Raw genomic sequence first — 26024 nt, forward strand, 5'->3', positions numbered from 1 at the left:
GACAGCAGATATGACCCATACTGACCGGCAAGGGAGGAAACCGTTCGCCAATACCGAAAGGGTTTCCAATGGCTATCCAATCCACCAACCTCTCGATCTCGTTGCGCGACCGCATGGACGCGTTTTTCGCCCGGCTGGGCCAGGGACTGAACGCCTATATCGAGACCAGCTCGCGTCAGGCCGAAATCGCGGCCATGGACGCGAAATCGGACGAAGAGCTGGCAAAGCTGGGCATCACCCGCGACCGCATCGTGCATTACGTCTTTCGCGACCTGCTCTGGGTCTGACGGGCGTCCGGGCGGGGGCGCGGCCATGAACGCGTCCCCGACATTGACCCTGACCCTGCCGCGCGCCACCACTGTCCTGCACGCGACCCCGGCCACGGATTGGGTGGTGCTGGACTATGAAGGGCGGTTCCTGCGCCGCAAGCGCCTGACCTCGGGCGCGGGCCTGTCCTTTCTGGTCGATCTGGCGGAAACCGTCAGCCTTGATCCCGGCGATGCCCTGCGGCTTGAGGACGGGCGCCTGATCGGCGTCAAGGCGGCGCTGGAGCCCTGCCTGCGCGTCACCGGCCCGCTGCCGCGTCTGGCCTGGCATATCGGGAACCGCCACACCCCCTGCCAGATCGCGGCGGATCACCTGCTGATCCGCGCCGATCATGTGCTGGAGGGGATGCTGCGCGGCCTTGGCGCGACCGTCACCCCGACCATGGCCGCCTTTGCCCCCGAGGGCGGCGCATACGGTCATGGCCGCACCATGGGCCATGACCACGGATTTCACCCGCATTGATGGCGGCGCTGGACCGCCTTTCCCTGATCCAATGGCTGTCCCCGGCCTTTCCGACCGGGGGCTTTGCCTATTCGCACGGGCTGGAGCAGGCCATGTCCGAGGGGCTGCGGGATGCCGACGCCGTCGCCGGCTGGGTCGCCGACGTGCTGGATCGCGGCGGCGGCTGGACCGATGCGGTGATCCTGTCCCTGACCCTGCGCGGCAGAGAGGCGTCCGATCTGGCGGATCTTGCCCGCGCCATGGCCGGTTCCGCCGAGCGGCTGGCCGAGACCATGGATCAGGGCCGTGCCTTTGCCGCCACCGTCTCGGCGCTGGAGGGGACCCGGGTCGCCGCCCATCCCCTGCCCGTCGCCGTCGGGCTGGCGGCCCGCCGGCTGGACCTGCCCGCCCCCGAAATCATCGGCCATTATCTGCATGGCTTTGCTGGCAATCTGATCTCTGCCGCGACGCGTTTTCTGCCTTTGGGTCAGGCGCAAGCGCAGCGGGCGCTGGCCGGGCTGCATCCGCTGATCGCGAGAACCGCGGCCCGCGCAGCCATGGCCGGTCCCGAGGCGCTGGAAACCGGCTGCTTCGGCGCCGATCTGGCCGCCATGCGTCACGAAACCCTGGATGTGAGGATATTTCGCACATGAGCCAGAATGGCCCCCTTCGCGTCGGTATCGGCGGCCCCGTCGGCGCCGGCAAGACCACCCTGACCGAGCAACTGGCCCGCGCGCTGGCACCGCGCCTGTCGATGGCGGTCATCACCAATGACATCTATACCCGCGAGGATGCCGAGGCCCTGATGCGTGCGCAGGTCCTGCCCATGGACCGTATCCGCGGCGTCGAGACGGGCGGCTGCCCGCATACCGCCATCCGCGAGGATGCGAGCATCAACCTGGCCGCCGTAGCCGATCTGCGCGCTGCCCATCCGGATCTGGAACTGATCCTGATCGAATCCGGCGGCGACAATCTGGCCGCGACCTTCAGCCCGGAACTGGCGGATCTGAGCATCTATGTGATCGACACCGCCGCCGGGCAGGATATTCCGCGCAAGCGCGGGCCGGGGCTGGCAAGATCCGATCTGCTGGTCGTGAACAAGACCGATCTGGCGCCCCATGTCGGGGTCGATCCAGTGCTGCTGGAACAGGATGCCCGCGCGGCGCGGGGGGTGCGACCGCTGGTCATGGCGCAATTGCGCCATGGGAAGGGTATCGACCAGATCGTCGATTTCCTGATCCGCGAGGGCGGGCTGGTTCCGCGCGATCCCGGCTGAGCTGTCCGTCCTGAACCGGGAGCGTTTCGCCGGTTGCGGCGTTGCGTTTTGGATATTTGAGTGAAGAAGAAAGCCACAGGGGCGCGCGTGGGGGACGTGCGCCCGGTCAGGCGGCGGCGCGGGCGGCGTCGGGCAGGAAGGGCTGGATGGTCACGTCGCGGCCCTGAAAGATGCAGAAGCTTTGTGCCGGCACCTCGAGCCAGTCGACCTCGTCCTGTTCCAGCGGCTCCGAGACCACGGCGCGGCCACCGCGTGCCTCGGACCAGCGGTGATAGAGCGTCGGCGCGAATTCGTCGCTGGCATAGCGCAGCGCATAAAGGCGTTCGCCATCGGAAAAGGCCGCCGTCAGCCGCACATAGGGCGCGGTGCCGCGCTGGCGGGCAAGTGCCTCGAATTGCGCGGTGGCGCGGGCCATGGCGCCTGCGGGATCGTGATCCAGCCCCTCGGCCAGCGCCATCAGGAACAGCGCTTCGCTGTCGGTGGCGCCCTTGCGATACGGGTAATAGTCGTCCGGAATCAGTGCATCGGCATGGCGTCGATACTGGTCATAGCCGCCAAACTGGCCGTTATGCATGAAGCTCCAGCGGCCGACCGCGAAGGGGTGGCAATTGTTGCGGCTGGTCGCGGTCCCGGTCGAGGCCCGCACATGCGCCAGAAACAGATGCGATTTCAGCGTGGCGGTCAGACTTTTCAGGTTGCTGTCGGACCAGGCCGGCATGATGTCGCGGTAAAGCCCCGGATCGGAGCGTTCGCCATACCAGGCCATGCCGAAACCGTCGGCATTGATCGGCGTGTGGCAGCGCGTCGCGCCATGGCTTTGCCGCACCAGTGAATGCCCGGGCAGGCAGATCACATCCTCAAGAAAAATAGGACTGCCGATATAGGCTGCCCAGCGACACATAACCTACCCCCGTTCGTGCGTTTTCCTTGGCTTAGCACGAAAAGCTTAACAAATCATCCCCTGCTTTCAGGCAGGATTTTCCTCGACCACGACCAGATCGCGCTCGGCCGCGTCGCGGGCATGGTCCAGCGCCGCCTGATATTCGGGCGAGTTGTAGCAGGCCACCGCATGTTCGACGCTGGGAAAGCGCGCCACGACATTGCGGGCGCGGTCATTGCCTTCCAGCTGCACATAGCGCGAGGCGCGGGCCAGAAACACCCCGCCATGCGCCGCGATCACCGGGCCGGCCGCCTGCGCATAGCGGCCATAAGCCTCGGGGTCGGTGACATTCACATGCGCGATCCAAAGCGCACTCATGCCTTGGCCCCGATCAGCGCCTCGATGGCGGCGATCGCCGCATCGGCGGCTGCAAGGCTGGGCGCGCCGCCCTGCGCACGGTCGGGACGGCCACCGCCGCCCTTGCCGCCAAGCGCGGCGGTGGCCGCCTGCACCAGTTCCACGGCGGTGAGGCGCGCGGTCAGGTCCGGCGTCACGCCGGCCGCGACCGTGGCCTTGCCGTCGGCCTCGGTCAGCACGACGACCGCACCGGAACCCAGACGCTGCTTCATTTCCTCGACCAGCGGCGCCAGATCCTTGCCCGAGACGCCATCAACGCGGCGGGCGATCAGCTTGATGCCGCCGATTTCCTTCGGCGCGTCCTCGGCCCCGCCGCCGCCCATGGCGAGCTGGCGTTTCAGCGCCGCGACCTCATTGGCCAGCGCCTTGCGTTCATCGGCAAGCGCGCGGACCTTATTCACCACATCGCCCGATTGCGCCTTGAGGATACCGGCGATTTCGCTGAGCTCGCCATCCACGCGGCGCAGCTCCGCCATCGCGGCCTGCCCGGTCAGCGCCTCGATCCGGCGGATGCCGGCGGCCGAGGCGGTCTCGGCGGTCAGGGCGAACATGCCGATATCGCCGGTGCGGGCGACATGGGTGCCGCCGCACAGTTCCAGCGAATAGGTCTGGCCATTGGCGCCCTTGCCCGAGCCGGGCTGCTCGCCCATCGAGACCACGCGCACCTCATCGCCATATTTTTCGCCAAACAGCGCCTGCGCCCCCAGCGCGCGGGCATCGTCGGGGGTCATGATCCGGGTCTCGACCGGGGTGTTCTGGCGGATATAGCCGTTCACCTCGGCCTCGACCTGCGCCAGCTCCTCGGGCGTCATCGCCTTGGAATGGCTGAAGTCGAAGCGCAGACGGTCGGGCGCGTTCAGCGAGCCGCGCTGCGCGACATGTTCGCCAAGCGCGCGGCGCAGCGCCTCGTGCAGCAGGTGGGTGGCCGAGTGATTGGCGCGGATCGTGCTGCGGCGGTCGTGATCGACCGACAGTTGCGCGCCCTGCCCGCGCGAGATCGTGCCCAGCGTGACCTCGGCCACATGCACGAACAACCCGCCGGATTTGCGGGTGTCGGTGACGCGGGCGGCGCCGGTTTCGGTCTTGATCAAGCCGGTATCGCCGACCTGACCGCCGGATTCGGCATAGAACGGCGTCTGGTTCACGACGATCTGGACCTGCTGACCCTGCCCCGCCTGTTCGACGGCGGCACCGTCCTGCACAAGCGACAGTATCTGGCCCTCGGCTTCCTCGGTGTCATAGCCAAGGAACTCGGTCGCGCCGTGCTGTTCGGCCAGATCGAACCAGATCGCGGCGTCCTTGGTCTCGCCCGAGCCGGCCCATGCGGCACGCGCCTTGGCCTTCTGTTCGGCCATGGCGGTGTCGAAACCGGCGGTGTCGACCGCGCGGCCCTGCTCGCGCAGCGCGTCCTGGGTCAGGTCCAGCGGGAAGCCGTAAGTGTCGTAAAGCTTGAAGGCGGCCTCGCCGGGCAGGTTCGCGCCTTCGGGCAGCTTGCCAAGCTCATCGTCCAGAAGCCGCAGGCCGCGATCCAGCGTCTGCTTGAAGCGGGTTTCCTCAAGCTTCAGGGTTTCCTCGATCAGCGGCTGGGCGCGGCCAAGCTCGGGGTAAGCCTCGCCCATCTGGCGCACCAGCGCCGGGACCAGACGGAACATGACCGGGTCCTTGGCGCCCAGCATATGGGCATGGCGCATGGCGCGGCGCATGATGCGGCGCAGCACATAGCCGCGCCCCTCGTTCGAGGGCATGACCCCGTCCGCGATCAGAAAACTGGTCGAGCGCAGGTGATCGGCGATGACGCGGTGATGGACCTTGCCCGGCCCGTCCGGGTCGCTTGAGGTCGCATGTGCCGAGGCCTCGATCAGGGCGCGCATCAGGTCGGTGTCGTAATTGTCATGCTTGCCCTGCAGCAGCGCGCCGATCCGCTCCAGCCCCATGCCGGTGTCGATGGACTGCATGTCCAGATCGCGCATCGAGCCGTCCTCGAACTGCTCGAACTGCATGAAGACGAGGTTCCAGATCTCGATGAAGCGATCACCATCCTCATCGGGCGAGCCGGGCGGGCCGCCCCAGATATGATCGCCGTGATCATAGAAGATCTCGGTGCAGGGGCCGCAGGGGCCGGTTGGGCCCATGCGCCAGAAATTGTCGTCGGTCGGAATGCGGATGATGCGGTCATCGGTCAGGCCCGCGACCTTTTTCCACAGGTTCGCCGCCTCGTCATCGGTGTGATAGACGGTGACCAGCAGCTTGTCCTTGGGGATGCCGAAATCCTTGGTCAGCAGCTCCCATGCAAAGGGGATGGCGTCGCTTTTGAAATAGTCGCCAAAGCTGAAATTCCCCAGCATTTCAAAGAAGGTATGGTGGCGCGCGGTATAGCCGACATTGTCGAGGTCATTGTGCTTGCCGCCGGCGCGCACGCATTTCTGCGCCGTGGTGGCGCGCTTGTAGTCGCGCGTCTCGACCCCGGTGAACAGGTTCTTGAACTGCACCATGCCGGAGTTCGCGAACATCAAGGTCGGGTCGTTCCTCGGCACCAGCGGGCTGGAGGCGACCTTGCGGTGACCGTTCCGATCAAAGAAATCAAGGAAGGTCGAGCGGATTTCGTTCAAACTGGGCATGATCGGGCCTCGGCTGGGCATGGGGGCGGGCGAGATCGGGGAATATCAGCGCCGGGCGGCGCCGACAAGCACAAGCGTCGGACGCGGCGCGCGGTTGGGGCTCAGCGGGCTGTTCCCTCAAGAAACTGGTCGCCGATCAGCACATGCTCGCCCGAGCGGAACACCGCCATGGCCCGGCGCGGATCGCCATTCCCGGGGCGGAAGATGACCAGCCCGTCGCGGATCTCATAGGTGCCGCCATCCTCGTCGCCGTTGCTGATGGCATAGCCGCCGCCGCTGTCGAAGCTGCCAAAGACGCCGCCCGAGCTGCTGCCGCTATAGCGCCCGTCGGGATAGAATATCGTCTGGCTTGACGACGACACCCCGCCCGTGACGCCGCTATTGGGCACGAAACCCGTATAGAACATCGAGGAAATGCTGCCATCCAGCCGGGTGCCATCCGCCAGCGGCGTGACGGGATACATGTCATAGCCCCAGCCCGACCAGCTTTCGCCGTCACCCTCCAGCACTTCGTTATGGCCGTCGATGAAGCTCAGCACGATGCTGTCGCCCTTTTCGGTATAGTTCCCCCATTCGGTCAGCAGCGCCTTTTCCAGCGCCGCACGGTCGGGAATGGCGGTGCCCTGTGGCGGCGTGCCCTCGAAGAATGTGCCGTCAGACCAGAACATGATCCGGCGGTGGCTGGTTTCCATCCGCACCATCATGTCCATGCCCATGACCGTGTCCATGCGCGTGCCCCACCACAGCCCGTCCATCCCGCCAGGGCTGGGGGCTGGCAAAAGAGACGGCGCGCCCTCCGAGCGGAACCGCAGCAGCGACAGCCACGGCAGGAAGGTGCCGGTCATGACCTTGAGGTTATCCTCGACCAGTTCCGGGTCTCTGGAATAGGTCCGAAAGCCGGTCAGCGCGAATTCCGGTCCGGCGCGGATCGCGATCAGAAACAGCATCTCGCTGCCGTCGCTCATCGCCATCATCGCCGCCTCGCGCGCGCCCAGCGTGCTGGCCTCGGCGGGCTGCAGGATGTCGAAGCCCTCGCGGTCGTCCTCGTCGATGAAGGCATAGCGGTTGCGGGTCAGCCAGCTGGTCAGGCTGCCACGCGCCGTCTCGCCGGGACCGACCATGATGCGGCAGAATTCGCAGCGGTCATCCGGCAGGTCCGAGACCATCGAGACATGACCGTCCCCGCCCGGATCGGACCAGCCGGGCACGGTCGGAAAGATGACATTGCCGAACTGGCGCAGTTCGGCCAATGCCGGCGCGGCGGCCATCCATGCGGCCGCCAGCGTGATGGCGGAAATAACAGGAACTCGCAAACCTACCCCCTCATGCAGCCGAGGGGGCAACGTGCCCTCAGTCCTCGGTCAGCGCATCATCCTCGGCCGAGGCGCCGAAATCCAGACCATGGCTGGCACGGATCTTGTCCTCGATGGCATAGGCGACATCGGGATTGTCGCGCAGGTATTGCTTGGCATTCTCGCGACCCTGGCCGATGCGCTCGTCGCCATAAGAATACCAGGACCCCGATTTCTCGACCACGCCGGCCTTGACGCCCAGGTCGATCAACTCGCCGGTCTTGGAAATCCCCTCGCCATACATGATGTCGAATTCGACCTGGCGGAAGGGCGGCGCGACCTTGTTCTTGACCACCTTGACCTTGGTCGAGTTGCCCACCACCTCGTCGCGGTCCTTGATCGCGCCGGTGCGGCGGATATCCAGACGAACCGAGGCATAGAATTTCAGCGCGTTCCCGCCCGAAGTGGTCTCGGGATTGCCGAACATCACCCCGATCTTCATGCGGATCTGGTTGATGAAGATGACCATGCAATTGCTGCGCCCGATGCTGGCGGTCAGCTTGCGCATCGCCTGGCTCATCAGACGGGCCTGGGCGCCGACCTGATGGTCGCCCATATCGCCCTCGATCTCCGATTTCGGGGTCAGCGCCGCGACCGAGTCGACCACGACCACGCTGACCGCGCCCGAACGCACCAGCGTATCGACGATTTCCAGCGCCTGCTCACCCGTATCGGGCTGGCTGATCAGCAGCTCTTCCAGATTGACGCCCAGCTTGCGGGCGTAAAGCGGGTCCAGCGCATGTTCAGCATCGACAAAGGCGCAGACGCCGCCTTTTTTCTGCTCTTCGGCCACGACATGCAGGGTCAGCGTGGTCTTGCCCGAGCTTTCGGGGCCGTAAATCTCGACGATCCGGCCCTTGGGCAGGCCGCCGATACCCAGCGCGATGTCCAGCCCCAGCGAGCCGGTCGAGGTCGCCTCGATCTCGGCCACCGGGTTGTCGCCGCCCAGTTTCATGATCGAACCCTTGCCGAACTGGCGTTCGATCTGGGCCAAGGCGCTGTCCAGCGCCTTTTGCTTGTCTGCGGATCGCTTGTCGTTCATGTCGAAAAGTGTTGCCCCTGCCATGCCGTCCTCATGTTTATTTCACACCCCGACTGCCGGGGCAATCAGTGCCCGCCCGCGCGTTTGTTCACGAGTTGTTCCCGTTTTGCGCCTGTTTCCGATCTTTTGCAAGTCCTGGTTAACGAATCCCGCAAAAGGCGCCCGTTTCGGTGATCAGCCTGCCACCGGATGGTTAAGAAACAGTTTACACGCCCCGGTCGCGCGGCTATCCCCCAACGCTGTTGCGGCAAGGGTCGAAAGCGAAAACGATGTTGATCTTCTGGGAAAGCCGCCTTGTATTTCTGGCCACCCCCAAGGCGGGCTCAACCGCGGTCGAGGCCGCGCTTGAGGCGCTGGCCAATGTCGCCGTGCAGCGCCCGGCCGCGCTGAAACACGCCAATCTTGCCACTTATCAGCGCCATATCGCGCCCTGGCTGCATTCCGCGACCGGCGATCATTTCACCACCGTCGCGCTGATGCGCGAGCCGATCGACTGGCTGCGCAGCTGGTATCGTTTCCGCCAGCGCGACGATGACGAGGACCCCGACCACGCCATGACCGGGATCAGCTTTGCCGAATTCGCCGCGCATTATGCCCGGCCCGATGGCATGGCCGCCGCCCGGGTCGGAACGCAGGCCGAGTTCCTGACCGATGATGCGACGCAGGTGGACCGGATCTTCCGCTATGAGGACATGGAGACCTTTACCCATTTCCTCGAGGACCGGCTGGATTGCGTCCTCAGCCTGCCGCGCGTGAACGTGCCTCCGGCGGTCGATGTCAGTCTGGACGGCGCTCAGGAAAGCGCGCTGCGTCAGGTCATGGATCGCGACCTGCGGCTGTATCACGCGCTTTGACCGGCCGCCAAATGGGCCGTGTCAGCGGCCTTTACAGATCCTTGACCAGACGCAGCGCATCATAGATCGCGGCATGGGTGTTTCGTGCGGCGACCGCGTCGCCGATGCGGAACAGGCGGAACCTGCCCTCGGGGTTCTTGCGAAGGTCCTGCGGGCCGCCGGTGGTCAGGGCGTCGTAATCGACCTCGCCCAGATTCGACGAAAGCGGTTTCAGGTCGAAATACAGCTCGTCCAGCGGCCGGGTGCCGTGGTTGACGACGACCTGATCGACCAGCCGTTCGCGGGTGACACCTCCGTAATCGCTGCCCAGAGTGGCGCGCAGATGGTTGCCGTCACGCGCCACCGACGTCAGCCGCCAGGTCACGGTGAAGGTCGTGTCCAGCTTCTGCAGGCTGCGCATGTAGGGAACAAGGTTCATCGCCATGACCTCGGGCGAGAAGGCGCGGTCCGGCGTCACGATCTCGACCCTTGCGCCCGTCGCGGCGATCAGGTCGGCAGCCTGCAGCGCCGCATGATCGCCCGCATCGTCATAGATCAGCACGTTCTGGCCCGGCTTCACATCGCCCGACAGAATGTCCCAGGCCGAGACGACCAGATCGTTGCCCGCCCGCAGCATCTCGGTATGCGGCAGGCCGCCGGTGGCGATGATGACCTCGTCCGGCTCGGTCGCCAGCACATCGCCGGCCTCGGCGAAGGTGTTGAACCTGAAGGCGACGCCGTGCCTTTCGCACATGGCCTGACGCCAGGCGATGATCGAGATCATCTCGCGCCGCCGCTCCTGCAAGGCGGTCAGGCGGATCTGGCCGCCGGGCCGGTCGGCGGCCTCGAAGACCGTCACGGCATGGCCGCGTTCGGCGGCGACACGCGCCGCCTCCATCCCGCCGGGGCCGGCACCGACAATGGTGACACGCTTTTTCGCATCGGCCGCCGGGATGGTCTGCGGCATGGTTTCCTCGCGCCCGGTCGCGGCGTTGTGCAGGCAAAAGGCCAGACCGCCCTGATAGATGCGGTCGAGGCAATAATTCGCACCGACGCAGGGCCGGATCTCATCCTCGCGCCCCTCGATCACCTTGCGGACCAGATGCGGGTCGGCCATATGCGCCCGCGTCATCCCCACCATGTCCACCAGCCCCGAGGCGATGGCATGGCGCGCGGTCGGAATATCGGGGATCTTGGCCGCGTGAAAGGTCGGGAAATCCGTCGCCTTGCGGATCTGGCCGGCGAATTCCAGATGCGGCGCGTTGCGCATGCCCTGCACCGGGATCACGTCGGTCAGGCCGGCATCGGTGTCGATATGGCCGCGCACCACATTCAGGAAATCGACGAGACCGCTGTCCTTGAGCTTGTGCGAGATGGCGATGCCGTCCTTGGCGTCGAACCCGCCCGGCAGGTCCTCGTCGCCGGTATAGCGCACGCCCAGCAGGAGATCCGCGCCGCAGCGGTCACGGATGCCGCGCAGGATCTCGAAGGTAAAGCGCAGCCGGTTGTCCAGGCTGCCGCCATAGGGGCCGTCCAGTTCATTGGTCAGCGGTGACCAGAACTGGTCCATGAGGTGCCCATAGGCCTGAAGCTCCAGCCCGTCGAGGCCCGCGGCCTTCATCCGCTCGGCCGCATCGACGTAATCGCCGATGATGCGCTGGATGTCCCAGTCCTCCATCTTCTTGGGGAATGACCGATGCGCTGCTTCGCGTTCATGGCCGGGCGACACGACCGGCAGCCAGTCAGCCTTGTCCCAGCGGGTGCGGCGGCCAAGATGGGTCAGCTGGATCATCACCGCGCAGCCATGGTCGTGGCATTCATCGGCCAGCTTTCTCATCCAGCCGACGACCTCGTCCTTCCAGGCCAGGATATTGTTGAAGACCGGCGGGCTGTCGCGCGACACCGAGGCCGAGCCCGCCGTCATCGTCAGCGCCACGCCCGCCCTTGCCCGCTCGACATGATAGGCGCGGTAGCGATCCTTGGGCATGCCGTCTTCCGGATAGGCCGGCTCATGGCTGGTGATCATGATCCGGTTGCGAAGCGTCAGGTGCTTCAGCTGGAACGGCTGCAAGAGGGGATCGTTCGACATGGCGGTGCCTGCAAGATGGGTGCGCTGCGGCCAGAAATCTCGAAAATGTTCACATATGTCAATTAAAAATTCATCAGTGAACCTGATTGTGTCACAAATGAACATTTTCTTGCCACAGCACCCCGAAAGACCTATCAGGGCACATGGACCAGGCGAATGCATCAGAGACGGGTTGGCGCGGATCGCGTGAGGGCTGGCTTGAGGCCGGCTATCGGGCGCTGATCGACAGCGGCATCGACGCGGTCAAGATCCTGCCGCTGGCAAAGCGTCTGAACCTGTCGCGCACCAGCTTCTACTGGTTTTTCGAGGATCGCGAGGCGCTGCTTGCGGCGCTTCTGGAGGGCTGGGAACAGCGCACGACCGGACCGCTCATCGAATCTGCGGCCAGCTATGCCGAGAGCCGGGCCGAGGCGATGCTGAACGTGCTGACCTGCTTTCTTGCCGCAGACAGTTTTGATTCCAAACTGGAATTCGCCGTGCGCAGCTGGGCCTTGCAGGATGAGAACGTGGCGGCCCGGGTAAGGACCGCTGACGAGGCGCGCCTTGCCGCGCTATCGCGGATGCTGGTGAAATGGGGCATCAGCGATGCCGAGGCGGACATACGCGCCCGCACCATCTATCTGGTACAGATCGGATATATCTCGATGCAGGCCGAGGAGGATATCGAGACCCGCCTGATGCGCATTCCGCTTTACGTCAAGATCTATGCCGACCAGGAGCCGCAACCCCGCGAGATGGCGCGGTTCAACGCAAGGTTCCGCGGCACGAAAGCCTGAATCCCCCCCGCGCCGTGCCCCATTGCGATGCGGGCGGCACTGGCCCAAACACCTGATCAGTTGTCATGCCGGTTCTCACTTGGTTCGGCACCCGCTTGCATGAAACTCAGGACGACAGGCCCGCGACAAAAGCGAAACGGCAGCGAAGGCACAAGGCGCAAAGACCTCGGCGATCGCCGCGCGCGAAACGGTGGCGATGTCGTTCATTCGGATGCTGCGAACCGACTGCGGCCGCGTGAACCGGCATAAGCCGTTGAAGCCGGAGGCAGCGGCCAGCAATCTCTCCGCCACCCCCGACCCGGTTCGACCCGTTGACTACCCGAGACGATAATTCGGGCTTTCGCGGGTGATCTGCACGTCATGGACGTGGCTTTCCTTGAGGCCCGCGCCGGTGATGCGCACAAACTCGCAGCCGCCGCGCATCTCGGCGACGGTGGCGTTGCCGGTATAGCCCATGGCGGCGCGCAAGCCGCCGACCAACTGGTGGATCACGGTGCCGGCGGGGCCTTTATAGGGGACCTGCCCCTCGATCCCCTCGGGGACCAGCTTGTCGGTTGCCGCATCCTTCTGGAAATAGCGGTCGGCCGAGCCGCGCGCCATGGCGCCCAGGCTGCCCATGCCGCGATAGGATTTGAACGAGCGGCCCTGATACAGGATCACCTCGCCCGGGCTTTCGTCGGTGCCGGCGATGGCGCTGCCGACCATGGCGCAGCTGGCGCCCGCCGCGATCGCCTTGGCGAAATCGCCCGAAAACTTGATGCCGCCATCGGCAATGACCGGGATGTCACCAGCGCCGCGCACCGCATCCATGATCGCGGTCAGCTGCGGCACGCCGACGCCCGCCACGATCCGCGTCGTGCAGATCGAGCCGGGACCGATGCCGACCTTGATCGCGTCCGCGCCCGCTTCGACCAGCGCGCGGGCGGCCTCGGCGGTGGCGACGTTGCCGGCGACGACCTGCACCTGATTGGAATGGGCCTTGATGCGGCTGACGGCGCGGGCCACGCCCTCGGAATGGCCATGCGCGGTGTCGATGACGACCAGATCGACGCCGGCCTCGACCAGCGCCAGGCTGCGCTCATAGCCCTCTTCGCCCACGGTCGAGGCGGCGGCGACGCGCAACCGGCCCAGATCGTCCTTGCAGGCCAATGGGTTAAGGACCGAAAGCTCGGTATCCTTCAGGGTCAAAAGGCCGGTCAGGCGACCTTCGGCATTGGTGACCAGCAGCTTCTCGATCCGGCGTTCCTTCATCAGGCCGATGGCCTCGGCGCGGTCGGCCGGTTCGCGCAGAATGGCAAGGTTTTCGGCGGTCATGATCGCCTTGACCGGGGTGCGGTCGTCGCTGGCGAAACGCATGTCGCGATTGGTGATGATGCCGACGACGCGGCCGCTGGCATCGACGACCGGAAAGCCGGTGACATTGTAGCGGGCCTGCAGGGCGCGCGCATCGCCCACAGTCTGGTCGGGGGTCAGGGTGATCGGGTCATAGACGATACCCGATTCAAAGCGCTTCACGCGGCGGACCTCGTCGGCCTGCTGCTCGGCGGTCAGGTTGCGATGGATCACGCCAATGCCGCCGGCTTGCGCCATGGCAATCGCCATGCGGCTTTCGGTCACCGTATCCATGGCACTGGAGAGCAGCGGGATGTTCATCCGGATCTGCTTGGTGACATATGTGGTCACATCGGCGGTCGAGGGCATCACCGAAGACGCCGCAGGAACCAGAAGAACATCGTCGAAGGTCACAGCCTCACGAATCTGCATGGGAGCATCCTAGTCAGGGGTTCGTTTGGCAGTTTCCCCTTTCATGCGGCGGCGGGATTGTCCAGCCTGTCAGGCGATGGCGGCGTTGGTTTTGACCGCAAGCCGGCCCTGCGCCCATGCCCTCCAGACCAGAAGCAGGATCGGCGGCACCACCAGGCTGGCCAGGACCAGCAAAAGCCGCGCCGGCCACGCCCAGTCCGGCTGCACCCCCGAGGCCGCGATCCACAGGCCCGCACTGGCCGCCAGCGGAAAGGTGAAGGCCCCCCAGAGCGGCGAGAACCCCGCCTCGGTCAGCCAGCGCAGGCGCAGACCGGCCAGTGCCAGCGCCGGGACCAGGGCCCAGGCAAAACCCAGCGCGATCTGCGACCAGCCGACCGCGGCCGCCGTCGCGCCCAGCATGGCAATGGGGGCGATATGGATCATCAGCAGCGGGCGCAGCGGCGCGGGCACCCGCTCGGCCCAAAGCTGACGCAGGCTGGCGATCCAGATAAAGCCGGCCATCGCCGCCATCGGCCACCACAGCGCCTGCGCGAATGCCGTCCAGCCAAAGCCCGCGGCCGCCTGCGCGGCGACGATGGGGCCGACGAAGTTCAACTGCCAGACCGGGGTGACGCGCCCCTGCCCCGGCAGGCGGCGCATGACCGGAATGACCACCGCCCAGAAGATCAGATGCAGCCCCATGCCAGCGATCAGCACCGTGCGCCCCAGCGCCGGCGCAAAGGGTGCCAGCACCTGCGCCGCCGCATAGATGCCGACCAGCGCCGCGCCGATACCGGCGCGGCCGGGCAGGATGGCAAGCTCGTCGGCCAGCACCGAGGGCCGGCGCGCCAGCTTGACCGCATAGGCGGTCAGGGCAAAGAGCCATGCCGCGATGACCATGCCCGCAAGCATCGAGGGCAAGGCCTGCGGCAGGCCAAAGCGGCTGGCCGCCACGCGCCACGCCAGCACCAGTCCCAGCGCCCCCAGAAGCGGCGGGAAGATCGCGGGCGGAACGCGGCGCCAGAGGCCGGGCGGGGCAATACGGGCAGGGGCAAAACGCATGAAACCTGTTTACCCATGGTCATATCGTTGCCGCAAGGCCACGCTGCGCGCCGCTGTTACCTTGGAACGCGGCGTCACGAAGCCCCGCCGGTTGACGCAACCGAGACGCGTAAAGCAGTCTGAAATTGCAGGTTCACCAAAGAACCGCTTCAGGGAGGAAAACATGAAACATATCATCACCGGCATCGGCGCCCTGCTGGCCAGCGCAGCGCCTGCTTTTGCCGGGGGTATCGAACGCGCCCCGCATTCGCTGGCACCGCTATTCGAAAATGGGAACTATGCCGAGGTCAGCTTTGGCGGCGTCGACCCCGAAGTCAGCGGCACGGATATTATGGGCTTCTCGACCGGCGATGTTGCGCAGGGTTACGGCTTTGCCGGCTTTGCCTACAAGCATCAGTTCAACGAGAATCTGTCGGCCGCACTGATCGTCGAGCAGCCCTTTGGCGCCGACATCCTTTACCCGTCTTCGACCCCGATCCTGGGCGGCACCCGCGTCGAGGTGAATTCGACGAGCTATACCGCATTGCTGCGCTACAAGTTCCAGAACAACTTCTCGGTCCATGGCGGTATCCGCGGATCGCGCGCCGATGGCCATGTGCGGCTGCAGGGCGCGGGCTATCGCACCACCTCGGGCTATGACCTCAAGCTTGATGGCGCTTGGGGCGTGGGCTGGGTCGCCGGCGTCGCCTATGAGGTGCCCGAGATCGCAGCGCGCGTCTCGCTGACCTATAACTCGTCCATCGACCATGATTTCAACATGAAGGAATCCGGCGGCCCGCTGCCGATGACCTTCGAGGATGAATATACCGTCACCACGCCGCGCAGCTGGACCCTGGAAGGCCAGACCGGCATCGCCGAGGATACGCTGCTCTTTGGCTCGATCCGCTGGGTGAAGTGGTCCGAGTTCAAGGTGGACAACTTCGTGTTCCCGATTTCGCCCGGCCCCACCGGTGGCGAGATCCCGCTGGTCGAAGTGGAGGACACCACCACCTATACGATCGGCGTCGGGCGCAAATTCACCGACAACTGGGCGGGCTCGGTCACCTTCCTCTATGAGCCGAAAGAGGGCGATATCATCTCGCCGCTGGCGCCGGTCAATGGCCGCAAGGCCATCACCGTGGCTGCGATCTATACGATGGACAACATCAAGATCTCGACCGGGATCAACTATACCAAGCTGGGCGGCGCCGATCTGGGCGTCGGCGAAAGCGGCAACAAGACCAAGGTCGCCGAGATGGATGACGGCGATCTCTGGGGTGTCGGGGTGCGGATCGGCTATTCGTTCTGATCCTTGCCCGAAAGATGCGGAAGGCCCCGGTTGCGCCGGGGCCTTTTTCATATGCGGCGGTCCTGCCGGTGGCGCGGCCGCGTGGATATTTGAGTGAAGAAGAAAATCAGGGCGTCAGCGCCTTGACGAGCAGGGTGAAGTGCTCGCCACGTTTTTCGAAATTGGGGTATTGGTCGAAACTGGCGGCGGCGGGGGCGAGCAGCACGGTTTCGCCAGGTTGGGCCTCGGCTGCGGCGCGCGCGACGGCTTGTTCCATGGTTTCGGAGATTTCGTAGGGGGTCTGGCCGATCTGCAGCGCGAAGTCGCGCGCCGAATGGCCGATGAGATAGGCCTTGACCACCTGTCCCAGATGCGGGGCCAGCGCCTCGATCCCGCCATCCTTGCCCATGCCGCCAGCGATCCAGCGGATGCGCTGGAAGGCGGTCAGGGCCTTGGCCGCGGCATCGACATTGGTGGCCTTGCTGTCATTGACCCAGCGCACGCCGTCGATCTCGGCGACGGTCTGGCTGCGATGCGGCAGGCCCTGGAAGCTGTGGAAGGCGCGCTCGATTTCGCGCGGCGCAAGGCCAAGGGAGCGGGTCGCGGCATAGGCGGCGGCGGCGTTCTGGTGATTATGTTCGCCCGGAAGGCCCGTCACCTCGCGCAGGTCGATGGAGGCGACCTGCCGGCCCTTGCGGTATTCCGACAGGAACCCCTTGCGGGCAAAGACCGACCAGCCGAAGCGTTCGAGTTTCTGCCCCGAGGAGATGCGGATCACCCGGTCATCCGCCGGGCCCATTGAAAGCTGGTCGGCCAGATAGCGGCCCTCGGCTTCATCGACGCCGATCACGGCACGGTCGGGGCCGCCCTCGGCGAAGAGCCGGCGTTTGGCGGCGAAATAGCCCCCCGGCCCGCCATGACGGTCCAGATGGTCGGGCGAGAGATTGGTGAAGACGGCGATATCGGGGGTCAGGGCGCGGGCCAGATCGGTCTGGTAGCTGGAAAGTTCCAGCACCACCACCTCGCCATCATGGGCGGGGTCGAGCGACAGGACGCCCGTGCCGATATTGCCGCCGATCTGGGTCGGGCGGCCGGATTCCCTGAGGATGTGATGGATCAGCGCCGTGGTCGTCGATTTGCCGTTCGAGCCGGTGATGGCGATGACGCGGGGCGTGGTGTCGAACTGGTCCCAGTCGCGGGTCGCGAAGCTGCGGAAGAACAGGCCGATATCATTGTCGACCGGCACGCCCAGCTCATAGGCCTTGGCGATGACCGGATGCGGCTTGGGGTAGAGATGCGGGATGCCGGGGCTGGTGATCAGGGCCGAGACCCCCTCCCAGCTTGCGTCGCGGGTGAGGTCGAGGACGGTCATGCCGTCGGCCTGCGCCTGCGCGCGGGTGTCGGCACCATCGTCCCAGACGACGACATGGGCGCCGCCCTCGGCAAGAGCGGCGGCGGTGGCGCGGCCCGAGCGACCGAGGCCGAGGACGGCAATGGTCTGGTTTTCGACGCCTTGGACGGGGATCATGGTGGTTCCTTGCTTAGCTGCGGCGCCGGGGGCGCTTCGCCCCCCGGACCCCCAGAGGATATTTCGGCATGAAAGAATGCGCGAGACGGATCAGCGCAGCTTCAGCGTGGCCAGACCGATCAGCGCCAGAATCAGCGCGATAATCCAGAAGCGAATGACGATCTGCGCCTCGCCCCAGCCCTTTTTCTCGAAATGGTGGTGGATCGGGGCCATCAGGAAGACGCGCTTGCCGGTGCGCTTGAAGTAAAGGACCTGGATGATCACCGAAAGCGCCTCGACCACGAAGAGGCCGCCGACGATGGCAAGGACGATCTCGTGCTTGGTCACGACCGCGATGGCGCCCAATGCGCCGCCAAGCGCGAGGCTGCCGGTATCGCCCATGAAGACCGCCGCCGGCGGGGCGTTATACCACAGGAAACCAAGGCCGCCGCCGATCAGGGCCGCGACGAAGACCGCAAGCTCGCCGGTGCCGGGGACGAAATGAAGGCCAAGGTAATTGGCGAAATTGGCGTTGCCGACCACATAGGCGATGACCGCGAAGCTGCCGGCGGCGATCATCACCGGCATGATCGCCAGCCCGTCCAGACCGTCGGTCAGGTTAACCGCATTGGCCGCGCCAAGGATCACCAAGACCGAGAACGGCACGAAAAGGATGCCCAGATTGATCAGCGTGTTCTTGAGGAAAGGCAGTGCCAGCTGGTTGCTCAGCGCATCGGGATGCAGCCACGCGGCGGCGGCCCCGGCACAGGCGGCGATCATGAGCCCGATCAGCAGCCGCACCCGGCCCGACAGGCCCGCATGGTGCTGCTTGGTCACCTTGGCATAGTCATCTGCAAAGCCGATGGCGGCAAAGCCCAGCGTCACCAGCAGCACGATCCAGACATAGCCATTGTCAAGCCGCGCCCACAAAAGCGTGCCCACGGTCAGCGCCGCAAGGATCAGCAAGCCCCCCATGGTCGGCGTGCCCGCCTTGGAAAAATGGTTCTGCGGCCCGTCATCGCGGATCGGCTGGCCCTTTTTCTGCTTGCGGCGCAAAAGGTCGATCAGCGGGCGACCGAACAGAAAGCCAAAGATCAGCGCGGTAAAAAAGGCGCCTCCGGCCCGGAAGGTCTGATATCGGAAAAGGTTGAAGAAATCCCCGCCATCCGAGAGATGGGTGAGCCAATAAAGCATTACGCCGTCCTTTCGCCAGGCGCGCTGCTTTCGCCTGTCCGCCGCAGCGCGTCAACCACTGTCGAAATCCGGGATCCCTTGGATCCCTTCACAAGCACGATATCGCCGATGGCGACCAGATCGGCCACGCGCGCGGCCAGATCCGCCGCCGTCTCGGCATAGAGCCCGCGGCGGGTTTCCGGCAGCGCCTCGTAAAGCGCGCGCATGCGGGGACCGGCCAGATGCACCAGATCGACCGAGGCCATGGCCGGGTCATCGGCCATGGCGCGATGCATCGCGACCTCATCGGGGCCCAGTTCCAGCATGTCGCCCAGAATGGCGACGCGCCGCCCGCCGGTCAGCCGCGCCAGCGTCGCAAGCCCCGCCGAAAGCGAGGTCGGGTTCGAGTTATAGGCGTCGTCGATCAGGCGGATGCCGGCCAGATCCTCGACCGCGCCGCGCCCCAGCGGCGGGCGCCAGTCGGAAAGCTCCCGGGCCGCCTGCGCCATATCGGCACCGGCGGCAGAGAGCGCGGCCAGAACCCCGACCGCGTTCATGACAAAATGCGTGCCCGCACTGGCCAAGGTGAAATCGACCGTCTCGCCCAGAATGCGGGCGCGAACCTGGGTCACGCCGTCCGTGGTCTCGGCCTTCAGGGGCTTGGCCATGCCATGCTGGCCGAAACCGATGACGATGGCCCCCGCCTCATCGGCGCAATCGCGCAGAAGCTGGGTCACGGACAGGTCTTCGGGGATGATGGCGGTGCCGGGGGTCAGAAGACCGCGAAAGATCGCGCCCTTTTCACGGGCGATGCCTTCGATGGCGCCGAAGGCCTCAAGATGGGCGGCGGCGACGGTGGTGATCATGGCGACATGCGGACGGGCGAAGCGGGCCAGCGGCTCGATCTCGCCGGGATGGTTCATGCCGATCTCGATAATGGCGAAATCGGTGTTTTCCGGCATCCGGGCCAGCGTCAGGGGCACGCCCCAATGGTTGTTGTAGCTGGCCTCGGCCGCGTGGATCACGCCCTGCCCATTGAGCGCGATCCGCGCCATTTCCTTGGTCGAGGTCTTGCCGACCGAGCCGGTGATGGCGATGACCTTGCCCTGCATCCGGGCGCGACCGGCGCGGCCAAGCGCCTCAAGCGCGCCGAGCACGTCGGGAACGATCAGCAGCGGCGCGTCATCCGCGACACCTTCGGGAATGCGGCTGACCAGCGCGGCGCCTGCGCCCTTTTCCAGGGCCTGCGCCACGAAATCATGCCCGTCCCGCGCCGCCTGCAGGGCGACAAACAGATCGCCCGGCCGGATGGTGCGGGTGTCGATCGAGACGCCCCCCACGGCAAAATCACGGGTTGCCCGCCCGCCCGTGGCGGCGGCAGCGTCATGCGAGGTCCAAAGCGTCATATCTTGCCATCCAGCGCCGCGACGGCCACCGAGGCCTGCTCGGCATCGTCAAACGGATATACGTCCGAGCCGATGATCTGGCCCGTCTCATGCCCCTTGCCCGCGATCAGCAGCGCATCGCCCGGCTGCAAGGCGTCAACGCCGCGCAGGATCGCCTCGGCGCGGTCGCCGACCTCGATGGCGTCGGGGCCTGCGCCGGCCATGACCTCGGCGCGGATGGCTGCGGGGTCCTCGGTCCGGGGGTTGTCATCGGTCACGAAGACCACATCGGCGAATTCGCGGGCAGCTTCGCCCATCAGGGGGCGTTTCAGGCGGTCGCGGTCCCCGCCGGCGCCGAAGACCACGACGATGCGGCCCATGACATGCGGGCGCAGGCTTTGCAGCGCCGAGGCCAGCGCGCCGGGCTTGTGGGAATAGTCCACAAAGACGGCAGCGCCGTTTTCACGCAAGGCAGCCAGTTCCATCCGGCCGCGCACGGTGGTCAGGCCGGGCAGCGTGTCGATGACGCGGGCCGGCTCGTCGCCCGCCGCCATCACCAGACCGGCGGCGGCCAATACGTTCTCGGCCTGGAACCCACCGATCAGCGCCAGACGCACCAGATGCGCCTGTCCGCGCAGCGAAAAGCGCAGGTCCTGCCCGGTCGCGTCATAGCGCTGGCCAAGGATGCGCAGATCGGCAGCCTCGTCACGGCCGATGGTGGTCAGGGCAAGGCCGCGTTCGCGCGCGATCATCGCCATCTGGCGGCCGCGCGGATCGTCGATATTGATGACCGCCGCCGCGCCCTCATCCAGAATGTGATTGAAAAGCAGCGCCTTGGCGGCGAAATACTCGTCGAAATTCCGGTGATAATCCAGATGATCCTGGCTGAAATTGGTGAACGCCCCGGCCTTGAGGCGCACCCCGTCCAGACGGCGCTGGTCCAGCCCGTGGGAACTGGCCTCCATCGCGGCATGGGTGACGCCAGCGGCGGCGGCCTCGGCCAGAATGCGGTGCAGGGTCAGGGGATCGGGGGTCGTATGCGCCAGCTTTGCCTGATAATCGCCCTGCACGCCCATGGTGCCAAGGCTGATCGCCTTGTGCCCCAGCGCCTGCCAGATCTGGCGGGTGAAGCTGGCGACCGAAGTCTTGCCCGAGGTGCCGGTCACGCCGACCATGGTTTCGGGCTGGGCCGCGAACCACAGGGCGGCGGCGCCCGACAGCGCGGCGCGCGGGTCCTCGGCCACGACCAGCACGGCGTCCGAACCGGCCAGCTCGGCTGCGGCGATCTCGGCGCCCTTGCGGTCGGTCAGGATCGCGCCCGCGCCCTGACGCAGCGCATATTGGATGAATTCGCCGCCATGGGTCACCGATCCGGGCAGCGCCGCGAACAGATGGCCCGGCTTTACCTGCCGCGAATCGACGGCAATTCCCGTCACCTCGGGGTCGCGCCCCTTGTCCCCTCTTAGCCCCAGAAGGGACAGTCGCATCGCCCGGTCGGTCACGGAACCCTCGTTTCTCAGTTCGAGACGAGCTTTAGCCCATCCGGCAGAGGCCGTTCAACCATCGGCAACTGCGATTCAGTCAGCGGGCGCAAGCCCAGCAGCGGTGCGACGCGGCGGATCAGCTCGCCCGCGACGGGGGCGGCGGTCGCGCCGGCAGTGCGGCTTTCGACCCCGCCCGCACGGGTGACCGAGGGCTCGTCCAGCGTCAGCACCAGCACATATTGCGGATCGCTGGACGGGAAGGCCGAGGCAAAGGTCGCAACCACCTTGTTCTTGTAATAGCCGCCCGTCGGGCGCGGCTTGTCGGCGGTGCCGGTCTTGCCCGCCACCTCATAGCCCGCCACCTCGGAGGAACGCGCGGTGCCGCGTGTCACCACCTGCCGCATCAGCGCCATGGCGGTCTTGGCGGCCTCGGGCGACAGCACCTGTTCGCTAGGCCGCGCGCTGCGGCCATGAACCAGCGTCGGGCGCACGCGCTTGCCGCCATTGGCGATCGTCGCATAGGCCGCCGCCAGATGCAGCGGGCTGGCCGCCAGACCGTGCCCGAACGACACCGTCGCCGCCGTCACCGCCGGCCAGCGGGTCGGAACCAGCGGCTTGCCGGTCGGGGCCTCGCTCATCTCGATGGTGGTCGGGTCGAAAAAGCCCAGCTTTTGCAGGAAATCTTTTTGCCGCTCGGGGCCCAGCAACTGCGCGATCCGCACGGTGCCCACGTTCGAGGATTTCACGATGATGTCGGTGACCGACAGTTGGCCGCCGTAATTGTGGAAATCGTTGATCAGGTATTTGCCGATCTTCATCGGGGTCTTGGAATTGATCATCGTCGCCGGGCTGACCAGTTTCAGGTCCAGCGCCTGCGCCACCGGAAAGATCTTGAAGGTCGAGCCAAGCTCATACTGGCCCTGCACCGCGCGGTTGAACAGCGGGCTGTCCGAAGGATCGCCCTTGAGCAGCGGCTTGGGGCGGTCGTTCGGGTCGAAATCGGGCAGGCTGGCCATGGCGACGATCTCGCCGGTCTTGACCTCCAGCAGGATGCCGGTCGCGCCCTTGGCATTCATCACCTTCATGCCGTTCGACAGCACTTCCTCCATCGCGGCCTGCACGGTCAGGTCCAAGGACAGGACCAGCGGCGCGCCGTCATTGGCCGGATCGCGCAGCCAGTGGTCAAAGGCCTTTTCGACCCCGGCGACACCGATCACTTCGGCGCTGGCCACGTCCTCCTTGCCAAAGGTCGAGCCGCCAAGGATGTGGCTCGCGATGGTGCCATTGGGGTAAAGCCGCATCTCGCGCGGGCCGAACAGCAGCCCCGGCTCGCCAATGTCATGGACGGCCTGCATCTGTTCGGGCGACAGCTTTTTCTTGATCCAGACAAAGCTGCGCTTGCCGGAAAAATCCTTTTCCAGCCGCGCGATATCCAGATCGGGAAAGATCTTTGCCAGCTTTTGCGCCGCGCCCGCAGGGTCGACCATCTGGCGGGGATGGGCGTAAAGCGAATGGGTCAGCAGGTTGGTGGCCAGCACCCGCCCCTGCCGGTCGGTGATGTCGGCGCGCTGCGAGATGATCTGCGCGCCGCTGGTCTGGACCTGCGGCTCGCTGGGCTGGCTTGATGCCAGGACCGCCATCTTGGTGCCCACGGTGCCAAAGGCCAGCATGAAGCCCATCGCCATGAAGAACAGCCGGCTGCGGGCGCTGCTGCGCGCCTTTTCCTGAATCTCGGCATGCCGCTGGGCGCGGTTCTCGGCCTCGATCTCATCGGGGTTTTCGCCCTTTTCCCGGGCGCGAAGGATGCGGGCCAGCGGGCGCAGGGGGGTGCGGATCATGGCGTGCTCTCCTGTGGGCGGCGGGGCGGATACCAGGCGGGGCGTTCAACGGGCATGGCGTCAGAGCCGGAGGCGGCGGGGGCGGCCTGCGGGCTGGGAAAGGTCACCTGCCCCACATCGACGAACTGGTCGGCGCCAAAGGGCACCAGCTTCAGCTTGTCGAAATTCAGGTTCACCAGCTCGCGCAGCCGCTCGGGGCGGTTCAGGAACGCCCATTCGGCGCGCAGGACGATCAGATCCTCGCGCAACCCGCCGATCTGGCGCTGCACATCGGCCATCTCGGTGATGGCGGATTGGGTGCTGTAATTTTCGCGGTAAGCCCAGAAGGCCAGCCCCATCACGATCAGCGTGGTCAGCAAGAACAGGACCGAACGCATCACGCCCGCCTTTCCGGCAGGACCGGCAGGCCCAATGCCGCAGCGTCAATGCGCCCGGCAGGCGCCGAGCTGCGGATGCCGACGCGCAGCAGCGCCGAGCGCGCGCGCGGATTGGCCGCCATCTCGCCCTCATCGGGGCCGATGGCGCGGCGAAAGGGCAGCGTGAAGGCGGGCGCGTCCTGCGCCACTTCGGGGGCATAGCGGCTGCTGCCCCCGGCGCTGTTCGAACGCGCCTGCATGAAGCGCTTGACGATGCGGTCTTCCAGCGAATGAAAGCTGACCACGGCCAGTTGTCCGCCGGGACGCAGGGCGCGCTCGGCCGCGGCAAGACCCGCGACAAGCTGGCCGAATTCGTCATTCACCCAGATGCGGATGGCCTGGAATGTCCGGGTCGAGGGATGGCTGTGACCGGGCTTGGGACGCGGCAGACAGCCCGAGACGATATCCGACAACTGCCCGGTGCGGCTGAGCGGGCGCGCCGCGACAATGGCCTTGGCGATGCGGCGCGAGGCGCGCTCTTCGCCGTAAAGATACAGCACATCGGCGATGACCTGCTCGGGCGCGGTGTTCAGCAGATCGGCGGCGGTTGGGCCGTCGCCGCCCATGCGCATGTCCAAAGGCCCGTCGCGCATGAAGGAAAACCCGCGCTCGGCCTGATCGAGCTGCATCGAGCTGACGCCCAGATCCAGCACCACGCCATCGACCGGCTCACCCGCCAGCTTGTCCAGATCGGAAAACGTGCCCTGCTCCAGCCGCAGCCGGTCGCCATATTCGCCCGCCCAGACAGCCGCCATGGCGAATACCGCCGGGTCGCGGTCGATGCCGATGACGCGGTCAGCGCCCTGCGCCAAAAGCCCGCGCGCATAACCGCCCGCACCGAATGTGCCATCGACCCAGGTGCCCCGAACAGGCGCAACGGCCCGCAACAGCGGGCCAAGCAGGACGGGGATATGGGGGTCAGAGGCGCTGGACATGCCCTACCCCTCGGTCGCGATCGGCTGGGACAAGAGCGACAGCGGATCGGCGCCCGGCTCAAGCTCGGGGACGCGAGCCTCAAGGGCGCGCTCTTCTTCCTCATAGGCCTCGGGGGACCAGACCTTCAGGTTGTCCCCGCCCGAGATGAAGATCGCGCCATCCGTCAGCCCGATCTTGTCGCGCAGCTTCTGGGGCAGGACCAGACGGCCGTCGCCGTCGATCTCGGTTTCCTCGGAATGGCCGTGATAGATATGTTCCAGATAGTTGCGGCGCGGGCTGCCACGGTCTAGCTTGGCGATCTGCTCGTCGATCTCGTTGATGGCATTGATGGTGAAGAGCTGTAGATATTTCCAGTCGCGCGTGCCGAAGACGATGACCAGTTGCGGGCGCTTGCCGGCCTCCCATTCGGGGTCCGAGCCTTCAAAGACCCGGCGGAACTTGGCCGGGATCGAAACGCGGCCTTTCGCGTCGACCTTGACCTCTTCCGAGCCTCTGAACCTGCGTGCCACTGGCGCGCCACTCCCTTCACTGCCTCGCCCTTTCCGGTTGCCCGAAAAGGAAAGGGCGGATCGGGCTGCTGCCACTGCCCGATCCGCCGCCCTCGTTCCCATCTCTGGGCCCCGTAGTTTCGGGGATCGAGCCTTGCCATTCGCGCCACCTGGGGGAGGTGCTGCTCGCGCGCCGCAAGGCCATGTTCCGGAAGCGGGTTGCCTGTATGAAGCCTGCTTGTCGCCTTTGGGGTCTTGCTGCCCCTTGAGCCCGTCTCCGTGCCATTAGGGATGGCATGGGATTTTACGGGACGCAATGGATTTATTTGGGCAAAAGCCGGTTGTCGGCGGGGTGTTGCAGGCGAATGTCCGTGAACACTTTCACGCCCACGCGAGGGCGACGGAAGGTTTGGGCCAGTTACGCCGCTATACCACTAGATATGGTAGAAATCGCGTTGTGGTAAATAAATCCCACAAAATCCCGAAATCGACATGACTCGGCCCCGGCCAGCCGCTCAAGCGGTAGATCGCCCCCGCAAACCCCGGCGAACAGCCCCGGAATCACAGGGAATCACGCGGCAGTGATTCGGCGCAAAAGGCCGCGCCAGAGGCCATTCCCGGATTTTCCCAGCCCGCATTCCCATGATTTCCCGGAAGCGCCCCACGGCCCGCCC

23 protein-coding genes are annotated in these 26024 nt (G+C 65.9%); 7 read left to right on the forward strand and 16 right to left on the reverse strand.

Annotated features, from left to right (window positions below):
- Window positions 1-68 precede the first annotated feature (68 nt).
- Genes DFP89_RS06910 through ureG form a run of 4 tightly spaced genes read left to right on the forward strand, consistent with a single transcriptional unit; the run spans window position 69 to window position 2044 of the window.
- Entirely contained in the window at window positions 69-287 is a 219-nt protein-coding gene (locus tag DFP89_RS06910; RefSeq protein WP_114348691.1) for a hypothetical protein, read from the forward strand.
- 25 nt (window positions 288-312) lie between these two features.
- Complete coding sequence (locus DFP89_RS06915; protein WP_245948615.1) at window positions 313-789, forward strand: urease accessory protein UreE; 477 nt, start codon at window positions 313-315, stop codon at window positions 787-789.
- Window positions 786-1421: an urease accessory protein UreF gene (locus DFP89_RS06920; RefSeq protein WP_114348692.1), complete on the forward strand. Its 636-nt coding sequence runs from the start codon at window positions 786-788 to the stop codon at window positions 1419-1421. Before DFP89_RS06915 ends, DFP89_RS06920 begins: the two co-directional genes overlap by 4 nt.
- The gene (ureG, locus tag DFP89_RS06925; RefSeq protein ID WP_114348693.1) at window positions 1418-2044 is read left to right on the forward strand and encodes an urease accessory protein UreG; all 627 of its coding nucleotides are present in this window, start codon (window positions 1418-1420) and stop codon (window positions 2042-2044) included. Before DFP89_RS06920 ends, ureG begins: the two co-directional genes overlap by 4 nt.
- A 106-nt stretch (window positions 2045-2150) precedes the next feature.
- On the opposite strand, the gene DFP89_RS06930 is transcribed toward ureG, so the two are convergent.
- The 5 genes from DFP89_RS06930 to recA all read right to left on the reverse strand — a co-directional run bounded on the left by DFP89_RS06930 (window position 2151) and on the right by recA (window position 8377).
- On the reverse strand, window positions 2151-2945 hold the full coding sequence (locus tag DFP89_RS06930; RefSeq protein WP_114348694.1) for a class II glutamine amidotransferase: 795 nt from the start codon (window positions 2943-2945) through the stop codon (window positions 2151-2153).
- A gap of 66 nt (window positions 2946-3011) precedes the next feature.
- Complete coding sequence (locus DFP89_RS06935; RefSeq protein WP_114348695.1) at window positions 3012-3302, reverse strand: DUF1330 domain-containing protein; 291 nt, start codon at window positions 3300-3302, stop codon at window positions 3012-3014.
- Entirely contained in the window at window positions 3299-5959 is a 2661-nt protein-coding gene (gene alaS / locus DFP89_RS06940) for an alanine--tRNA ligase (RefSeq protein WP_114348696.1), read from the reverse strand. The genes DFP89_RS06935 and alaS overlap by 4 nt, the downstream gene beginning before the upstream one ends.
- A gap of 101 nt (window positions 5960-6060) precedes the next feature.
- Window positions 6061-7272 (reverse strand): hypothetical protein, encoded by a 1212-nt coding sequence (locus DFP89_RS06945; protein WP_147273282.1) that lies wholly within the window; start codon window positions 7270-7272, stop codon window positions 6061-6063.
- Window positions 7273-7309: 37 nt separating this feature from the next.
- Entirely contained in the window at window positions 7310-8377 is a 1068-nt protein-coding gene (gene recA / locus DFP89_RS06950; protein ID WP_114348698.1) for a recombinase RecA, read from the reverse strand.
- A gap of 245 nt (window positions 8378-8622) precedes the next feature.
- Here recA and DFP89_RS06955 point away from each other — a divergent pair, with 245 nt between their 5' ends.
- Window positions 8623-9207 carry a sulfotransferase family 2 domain-containing protein gene (locus DFP89_RS06955; protein WP_114348699.1) on the forward strand — a complete coding sequence of 195 codons (585 nt, stop codon included), beginning with the start codon at window positions 8623-8625 and terminating at the stop codon, window positions 9205-9207.
- 31 nt (window positions 9208-9238) lie between these two features.
- Here DFP89_RS06955 and hpbA read toward each other — a convergent pair whose 3' ends face one another.
- A complete protein-coding gene (gene hpbA / locus DFP89_RS06960) occupies window positions 9239-11275 on the reverse strand; it encodes an N-methyl-L-proline N-demethylase HpbA (protein ID WP_114348700.1) in 2037 nt (678 codons plus the stop codon).
- Window positions 11276-11418: 143 nt separating this feature from the next.
- Between hpbA and DFP89_RS06965 the strand changes: the two genes are divergently transcribed.
- Window positions 11419-12051, forward strand: coding sequence for a TetR/AcrR family transcriptional regulator (locus tag DFP89_RS06965; RefSeq protein WP_114348701.1), 633 nt, complete (start codon window positions 11419-11421; stop codon window positions 12049-12051).
- 315 nt (window positions 12052-12366) lie between these two features.
- Here the strand turns inward: DFP89_RS06965 and guaB are convergent, their stop codons facing one another.
- Together guaB and DFP89_RS06975 are read right to left on the reverse strand one after the other, a co-directional pair.
- On the reverse strand, window positions 12367-13815 hold the full coding sequence (guaB, locus tag DFP89_RS06970) for an IMP dehydrogenase (RefSeq protein ID WP_114348702.1): 1449 nt from the start codon (window positions 13813-13815) through the stop codon (window positions 12367-12369).
- 69 nt (window positions 13816-13884) lie between these two features.
- A complete protein-coding gene (locus DFP89_RS06975; protein WP_114348703.1) occupies window positions 13885-14856 on the reverse strand; it encodes a TDT family transporter in 972 nt (323 codons plus the stop codon).
- A 163-nt stretch (window positions 14857-15019) separates the two neighbouring features.
- Between DFP89_RS06975 and DFP89_RS06980 the strand changes: the two genes are divergently transcribed.
- Window positions 15020-16144, forward strand: a complete 1125-nt coding sequence (locus tag DFP89_RS06980; protein ID WP_114348704.1) for an OmpP1/FadL family transporter — start codon at window positions 15020-15022, stop codon at window positions 16142-16144.
- Window positions 16145-16250: 106 nt separating this feature from the next.
- Here DFP89_RS06980 and murD read toward each other — a convergent pair whose 3' ends face one another.
- From murD to mraZ, 8 genes are all read right to left on the reverse strand, one after another.
- A complete protein-coding gene (gene murD, locus DFP89_RS06985) occupies window positions 16251-17651 on the reverse strand; it encodes a UDP-N-acetylmuramoyl-L-alanine--D-glutamate ligase (RefSeq protein WP_114348705.1) in 1401 nt (466 codons plus the stop codon).
- Between the two features lie 90 nt (window positions 17652-17741).
- Complete coding sequence (gene mraY, locus DFP89_RS06990) at window positions 17742-18824, reverse strand: phospho-N-acetylmuramoyl-pentapeptide-transferase (RefSeq protein WP_114348706.1); 1083 nt, start codon at window positions 18822-18824, stop codon at window positions 17742-17744.
- Window positions 18824-20209 carry a UDP-N-acetylmuramoyl-tripeptide--D-alanyl-D-alanine ligase gene (locus DFP89_RS06995; protein ID WP_114348707.1) on the reverse strand — a complete coding sequence of 462 codons (1386 nt, stop codon included), beginning with the start codon at window positions 20207-20209 and terminating at the stop codon, window positions 18824-18826. The genes mraY and DFP89_RS06995 overlap by 1 nt, the downstream gene beginning before the upstream one ends.
- Window positions 20206-21675, reverse strand: coding sequence for a UDP-N-acetylmuramoyl-L-alanyl-D-glutamate--2,6-diaminopimelate ligase (locus DFP89_RS07000; protein ID WP_114348708.1), 1470 nt, complete (start codon window positions 21673-21675; stop codon window positions 20206-20208). The genes DFP89_RS06995 and DFP89_RS07000 overlap by 4 nt, the downstream gene beginning before the upstream one ends.
- 29 nt (window positions 21676-21704) lie before the next feature.
- Window positions 21705-23510 carry a peptidoglycan D,D-transpeptidase FtsI family protein gene (locus DFP89_RS07005; RefSeq protein ID WP_114348709.1) on the reverse strand — a complete coding sequence of 602 codons (1806 nt, stop codon included), beginning with the start codon at window positions 23508-23510 and terminating at the stop codon, window positions 21705-21707.
- A complete protein-coding gene (ftsL, locus tag DFP89_RS07010; RefSeq protein WP_114348710.1) occupies window positions 23507-23887 on the reverse strand; it encodes a cell division protein FtsL in 381 nt (126 codons plus the stop codon). Before ftsL ends, DFP89_RS07005 begins: the two co-directional genes overlap by 4 nt.
- Complete coding sequence (rsmH, locus tag DFP89_RS07015) at window positions 23887-24861, reverse strand: 16S rRNA (cytosine(1402)-N(4))-methyltransferase RsmH (RefSeq protein WP_114348711.1); 975 nt, start codon at window positions 24859-24861, stop codon at window positions 23887-23889. The genes ftsL and rsmH overlap by 1 nt, the downstream gene beginning before the upstream one ends.
- A 3-nt stretch (window positions 24862-24864) precedes the next feature.
- Window positions 24865-25371 carry a division/cell wall cluster transcriptional repressor MraZ gene (gene mraZ / locus DFP89_RS07020; RefSeq protein ID WP_114348712.1) on the reverse strand — a complete coding sequence of 169 codons (507 nt, stop codon included), beginning with the start codon at window positions 25369-25371 and terminating at the stop codon, window positions 24865-24867.
- Window positions 25372-26024 lie beyond the last annotated feature (653 nt).

This window comes from Paracoccus lutimaris, assembly GCF_003337565.1.
Taxonomy (GTDB): Bacteria; Pseudomonadota; Alphaproteobacteria; order Rhodobacterales; family Rhodobacteraceae; genus Paracoccus; species Paracoccus lutimaris.